Origin of the sequence: Vibrio genomosp. F6, assembly GCF_005146325.1 — a bacterium.
In the GTDB taxonomy this organism is placed as follows: domain Bacteria; phylum Pseudomonadota; class Gammaproteobacteria; order Enterobacterales; family Vibrionaceae; genus Vibrio; species Vibrio cortegadensis.
Map to the genome: position 1 here is coordinate 1 of NZ_SYUT01000137.1, position 301 is coordinate 301.

Annotated in this window: 2 tRNA genes; both read left to right on the forward strand. The window is 41.2% G+C overall.

What is annotated here, in order from left to right:
* Position 1 precedes the first annotated feature (1 nt).
* Positions 2 to 78: transfer RNA gene (locus FCV43_RS20140), tRNA-Met, on the forward strand.
* Between the two features lie 108 nt (positions 79 to 186).
* Positions 187 to 271: transfer RNA gene (locus FCV43_RS20145), tRNA-Leu, on the forward strand.
* Positions 272 to 301: the final 30 nt, after the last annotated feature.

Below are 301 nucleotides of genomic sequence, written 5' to 3' on the forward strand. Positions count from 1 at the left end.
TGGCTACTTAGCTCAGTTGGTTAGAGCACATCACTCATAATGATGGGGTCGCAGGTTCAAATCCCGCAGTAGCCACCATTTTTAAACTCTTTGTTTATTACTTAGCTTGTTTTTAAGCTAAATAGAAAACCAAGAGCACAACGTTATATTGAACCACCAATGTTAATATAACTATAAAGATTTGCTGCGGTCGTGGCGGAATTGGTAGACGCACCAGATTTAGGTTCTGGCGCCGAGAGGTGTGAGAGTTCAAGTCTCTCCGACCGCACCATTATTTAGATGTCTTAAATGATATCACTGT